This window comes from Mesotoga sp. HF07.pep.5.2.highcov (genome assembly GCF_003666285.1).
Lineage (GTDB): Bacteria > Thermotogota > Thermotogae > Petrotogales > Kosmotogaceae > Mesotoga > Mesotoga prima.
On sequence record NZ_JFHJ01000299.1, the window covers coordinates 1 to 6,379 of the forward strand.

A 6,379-nucleotide genomic window follows, 5' to 3' on the forward strand; every position below is an offset into this window, starting at 1 on the left:
AGTATAAATCCTTCGGGGAATGTGAACGTTACTCACGGCTCGAACCAGACGTTCTCGATAGCAACGGATAGCGGCTACGAAATATCGGACGTGAAGGTCGATAATGTTTCTGTCGGAAAGGTCGGCTCCTACACATTCAATAATGTGACAGCAAATCACTCAATACAGGCGAGTTTCTCGCTGCTCCCGGTCGCGACTTACACAGTAACGTTCAACGTGAATGATGTATCGGAACCTCTGCAGGGCGCGAACGTCAGCTTCAACGGAGAGTCACTTCAGACCGACTCACAGGGTCGGGCAGTTTTTTCGGAAGTTCCGGTCGGGAACAGGGCATACACGGTAAGCAAGACCGGGTACGAGAACTCTACAGGCAGTGTTAGTGTAGATTCAGACGAGAGCGTGAATGTCTCTCTGGCCAAAAAGACTTACACGTTTTCGACGAACACAGTCGGGCAGGGTTCGGTCTCGAAAAATCCCGACAAATCGACTTACACTCACGGCGAGATAGTTCAGCTGACGGCTATTCCGTCAACAGGCTGGAGCTTCAGCAGCTGGAGCGGCTATGTTTCCGGTATAGAGAATCCTGTTGCTGTAATCGTAGAAGGAAACGGAACTGTCACCGCTACGTTTGAACCTCTGCCATTCGATATCACCTTTAGCGTCAAAGACGCGGAAGGTCTGCCTCTTCAAGGCGCAACGGTATTATTCAACGGCCAGACGAAGAACACGGCAAGCTGTGGTTGCGCTACTTTTGACGGTGTCCTCGCCGGCGATAAGACCTATTCAGTCACTAAAACTGGCTACCATAACTCCTCGGGTAGCGTGGTTGTCGATTCAGATAAAACGGTCAATGTTGTTCTAAATGTCGCTTCTGATGACGGGGTAGATATTGATGGACCTGTGTACAGCGGAAACAGGCTTCTGGTATCTAACGAGAGTGTCTCCAGCACCTCAAGACAGTATACAGGTACACTAAGCAGTTTTGTAGATCTATCAACTGATGTGGTTGCCGGGCTTTCATGTGAAGCCTATCGGATAAATCCGATAATCCCGTTCGATTATGAGGGACTCGAACCACTAAACATAGAATCGCAGTTTGAACTCTCGGCGGTCGGTGATACCAGATCTTTCTGGGTGTATGATTTCACAACAAACAGATTCTATCAGATAACGGCCACCCTTCAGGCTATCGGCACTGAGTGCCTCGTATGGTCAAACGATACTGTGCGAGTAACTCAAAGCAGAGCACAGCAAATCGCATCGGAATTTGATGGTGTGATTCATCCACTGGTTTTGGAGAACTTCTATTATCCGTCGGATGTAAACAACGATGAAAAGGTTTCTATCCTCTGTTTTGATATTATCGACGGATTCAACGGCACTACCCAGAATTCCTACATAGCCGGATACTTCTATTCCGGCGATCTTTTCTCAGGTACAAGCTCGAATATGATGGAGATATTCTACATAGATACCTATCCGCTTATGGAATATCCTATGGGTTCGGGTGTGAACGTCACCAGAGCATTCTCTACTTTAGTTCACGAGTTCCAGCATATGGTGAACTTCAACAGGAATGTCTTCGTTGAGGGCGACGGCAATATGGACCTGTGGTTGAATGAAGGACTGTCGATGGCGGCGGAGCATATTTATGGGGGAGTGCAGACGGGAAGAATAAGCTTTTTCAACAACTCAACAGCTATACGCGATGGAAAATCTCTCATTAGATGGGAACAGACTCTGGCCGATTACTCACTAAACTACTTATTCTTGCAGTACATAAGGACACAGATGGGAATCGGCAGTTCGATATTTAAAGAGATACTCCTCGATACTGCGAACGACTACAGTGCAGTCGAGAATGTAGTGAAGAAGTACATATCTCCTTCAAAGTCCTTCGGTGATTTCATGACCGATTTCAGACTCGCCCTTCTTCTCAAGAAGCCCACAGGGCCCTATGGTTTCATGGGTGAGAGTTGTTTCAATTCGGTGAGTCCACTGTTCTATACCGGGACCGGGAAGAACCTTTATGGAGCGGAGCCCTTTATAAGTCCATTGCCGGCTCTTTTGAAGACCCGGGAGATGCCGGAGCGAGCATACAGTATGCGGGAATCACCCTCGAGTAAATCCAGGCAACAAAAGAGAAAGAACACACTTAACGTGTGCTCTTTTCTTGTATAAGTCTAGATTGCTTAGCTATTTAGAGAGTTCAGCAAGGCATTGCGATACTAATTCGTCTCCGATATAGCAGAGAATAACGACTGCCGTTGCATCCTTATTCGTCCAGAAAGCCGTGATTTCAACCTTTCCTTCCTCATCTGGGAAGGCTTCTTCGGGAATAGGTGTTTGCTCTTCCGGGTCGATGTCGGGATAGATGAATCGCACTCTTGTGATTTGCGGATCGAGCTCAAGAGTCACATCGTATTTACAGCCAAGGAAGAAATTCTCAAGGATGAAGACGAATTCCTTAGAGATAACGGCTTTTACGAATCTCGCTTCAAGTTCTCTGTCACCATCGACTGTGAAACTATACTCTGCGCTCTCGCTGACCAGTAATCCATCCTCATACCAGCCGGTGAAGAGATAACAGTCGCTTGCCTGTGAGGTAATTGTCGCTTCATCACCAAAAGAATAAACACCTCCACCGGCTACCGTACCGCCCTCTTGAGGCTCGGCAACCAGGTTAACGGTGTACTGGTTTCTGGTGAAAGTAGCAGTTACTGACTTATCGCTATCCATATTTATCTCTGCGGGGTTCTCAGAAACTTCGAGATCGCCGCTCCAGCCAACAAATCCCCAGCCGTTATCCGGTACCGCCGTTAACTCGACGATTTCGCCATGAGTATAATGAGCCTTGTCCGGGGTTCTCTGAACCGCCCCTTCACCGGAAACCTGTGTTTCGAGAGTATAACTCTTCAGAGCGAAATTGGCTGTAAGCAGTCTGTCTGCAGTTGCATTGAATAAATATTCCGCTTCGGTGCTCACCACGACTCCGCCGTCGGTCCAGTTTAGGAATTCATACCCTTCGTTTGGGGTTGCATTAAGGGTAACAGTTTCGCCATGAGGGTATGTTCCTCCACCGGATACAACACCTCCGTTCTGAGGATTAGGTGAGACAACTACCACGTACTGGTTTATAGCAAAGTTCGCGGATACTGTCTTATCATTATTCATTGTTATACTGGCCGGGCTTGTATTCCCCGTTAACGACCCGCTCCAGTTAAGAAAACGCCACCCTGTTTCCGGTATCGCTGTCAGGTTTACAACTTCTCCAGGCATATAAAGTGCTTTGTCAGGCTGCTTATCGACTGACCCCTGGCCCGAGATGTTTACCGTCAGTTCGTATGTCTTCTCGATGAAGTTCGCCACGAGATCTCGGCTTGTACTTGCGGTAAATGAATAGTTTGGATCGGTGCTTACAACGACTCCACTTTCGGTCCAGTTTTTGAATCTGTATGAATCGTCTTCTACGGCGGTAAGGTCAACCGTTTCACCGTGCTTGTAAACACCTCCGCCGGATACTGAGCCACCTTCCGCGGGACTGGCAGAAACAGTTATAGTATATTCTAGCAGGCTGAAAGAAGCGTCGATTGTATGGTGGCTTACTACGTTGTTGAATGTATAGTTAGCAACAGCACCTACCGAGACCCCATCGACGATAACGTCTGCTATCTCATATCCAGCGTCAGGCGTGATGATGAACTCTTTGTCATCGCCGCGATTAACCTGGATCTGTCCCTCAGGTTCTATAGCACCTCCGGGGCCTGCCGTCGCCACTATCGTGTAGGTATTTATTGTGAAACTTGCCGACACTGACCTGTTCTGATCCATGACTACAGCCTTCGGATTATCGGAGCCAGTGAGATCACCCGTCCAGTCTCCGAAACTCCAGCCTTCATCTGGTAAGGCTGTCAACTGGACTTCTTCTCCGTGAGTGTATTCAGGTTTATCCGGATTCTTCGTGACTGTTCCCTCTCCCGTGACCTCGATACTCAGTGTGTACAGCTTATTAGAGAGAGTAACATCAACTGTTTTGTCGCTATCGACATTAACGATTTCTGTGGCGTCTTCATAACCAATCTTGCTTACAGTGTATTGCCGGTTTCCTCTCAAAACACCTGAGAAAACGGCCAGTCCATTCTCGTCGGTCAGCTTTGTTTCCGAGTTAAAAGCCACATTCGCTCCATTGACAGGTCCTTCCAGATCACTTACTTCGAAGGTAACAGTGTATTCCGGTACGGGGACTACGGTTATAGTAACTGATCCCTGAGCCTTTTTGTAGCCGTCCTTAGTCGCTTCAATGGCTACAGTGGTGTTTCCAACAGCGACACCTGTAACGACGCCAAGAGGGGAAACGGTCGCTATTGAGTCGTCTGCCGTTGTGAAGGACACTGAGGAATCAACCGGATCAACGGTGAGCGCTATGTTCTTTGTCTCGCCAACTATGATCTCCAGAGCGCCAGTCTGGATGTTGAGCTTGATAGCCCTTACGGGGAAACAGCTGGCAATAAGAAAAAGTGCAAGAACAACCGCCAGCAAAATCAAGTTTCTTCTCTTCATAACTATCTACTCCTCTTGATAGGAATTTGTGCTTGACGTTAAAGATTCTATCACAACTGCAGATATCAAAAATAAAGGTTGTGTTTGAATGGATTGCCGGGGAACACTGGAGGAGGAAAAAGGGCTCCCGAAAGGGAGCCCTAGTAGTAATCCTAGTTAAGTAGACAGAAAACCTGCTTAACCACCTATTGAATCAAAAACAGCAGTGATTGTAGCATCCGAAGTGATCTGAACTATGGGCATAGGGTTAACGAACGACTCAATGGCACCGCCCTCATCTTCTACTATCCACTTAGAGAAGGCCCATAGATCTGCGTCAAAGATGGCAATCAGTCCGAGTTCATCAATATAGCTGCACGGGTAAGTCCTTGTAGTGGAAGCCTGCCCGGTAGGAAGGATTATCGATCCGATATTCCCGTTATCCGAGATAGCGATTCCACCGCTCTGAGAGGGAGATGCTACGTATGTGATGGTGAAACTCTTCTCAGCAAACCAAGCAACAAGTTCAAGATCGTCGCAGAGATCGAAATCTGTTGCTGCCTCAGTTTCCCAGGGTTCACCATGCTGGTCACTTACCAGGTACCAACCCAGGAACTCCCAGCAATCATTTGTGGCTTCGGCGGTTATAGAGACTTCATCACAGCAATCGTATGTGCCTGCACCGGTTACTGTACCGCCATTTGTAGGGCTTGCAGAGAGTGACAGTTCGTACTGGATCATTGTGTACCATGCTACGAGGTCGAGATCCTCTTCAATAGTGAAAGTATAGGTCCAACCATCATCAAGGAGGTTATCCTCTGAGTCATACCAGCCCTCAAATTCGTAGCACTCAACTTCCCCTGCAGTCGCAGTAGCTACTTCACCACATTTGCCTCCGCTTGGGTCGACCAGCAAAACATGCCCATACAGATCGGAAGGCGATGCGCTGACGCTCAGATCATAGTAATTTTCCTCGAATATGGCAACAACTGACGCGTCGCCTGTAACGGTGTATTCGAGAGGATTCTCTGAACTTGTCGAATAGTCTGTCCTATCAGTTATCTGCCATTCGACGAAGGACCAGCATGGAGTTGGATCGGCAGTCAGTGTCACTACTGTGCCATAAGAAATTCCTTCTCCACCGTCACCGGCCCAACCTTCGCCCTCCCAATAAACATCGAGGTTGAACTCAAATCCTTCTCTAGAAACAGTATCAGTGGCTTCGTTACAGCAGATGTCATATGCTGCGATCCAGGCCTTCATTTCCTCCGCCGGATCTTCGAGGTACCACTTGACTGTCTTTACCCAAGACTTGCTCTTCTGGAATGCAGTCCAGGGTTCTGGCGGTACAAAGGAGATAGCCGCTGTTTCGATTACATCTAGCATCGGTTTCTGAAAGCTTCCCTGATTGACCCAGATATTCACGAAGTCAAAGCAGTTATCGGTCGCTTCCCATGTCAGTTCAACGTATGGTATGTCTCCTTCAAACATGAGTTCGCTTATTTCGAACTGGGTAATGGTTGGTGGTACCGTATCGGTATTGCCTATCTCCATACCCAATGGTTCAGACATGTTGCCTGCAGAGTCCCAGCCGACTATCGTCGCAACGAGTGTCTCGCAGTCGAGGTTTCCAAAGCACCAGGTTATCTCTCCTTCGTACAATGGACCGGTGCATACACATGTGTCGACAGCTATGTTGGCAAAGCTCTTTCTTGTATTCACATCGGGATGGCTGAAGAAAATATTTCCTATATCCCATGATCCACAGTCGCCGGTTCCACATGTCATGCATCTGTCGTAGGCAGACCAGGTTATCGTTACGCAGGTTTCGTCTGAACAC

General features: G+C 48.0%; 3 protein-coding genes. 1 reads left to right on the plus strand and 2 read right to left on the minus strand.

All coding sequences use genetic code 11. The features are described from left to right. On the plus strand, window positions 1-2,181 hold a 2,181-nt coding region (locus BG32_RS15560), incomplete at its 5' end, for an InlB B-repeat-containing protein (RefSeq protein WP_220660310.1). Window positions 2,182-2,196: 15 nt separating this feature from the next. On the opposite strand, the gene BG32_RS06340 is transcribed toward BG32_RS15560, so the two are convergent. Further along, window positions 2,197-4,560, minus strand: coding sequence for an InlB B-repeat-containing protein (locus BG32_RS06340; RefSeq protein ID WP_121526581.1), 2,364 nt, complete (start codon window positions 4,558-4,560; stop codon window positions 2,197-2,199). Window positions 4,561-4,737: 177 nt separating this feature from the next. After that, window positions 4,738-6,379, minus strand: a 1,642-nt coding sequence (locus BG32_RS06345) for an InlB B-repeat-containing protein (RefSeq protein WP_147434856.1), incomplete at its 5' end; no start/stop codon positions are given.

Excerpts from the sequence above, each read along its gene's own strand:
- BG32_RS06340 (WP_121526581.1), bottom strand. The coding sequence starts at position 4,560 with ATGAAGAGAAGAAACTTGATTTTGCTGGCGGTTGTTCTTGCACTTTTT.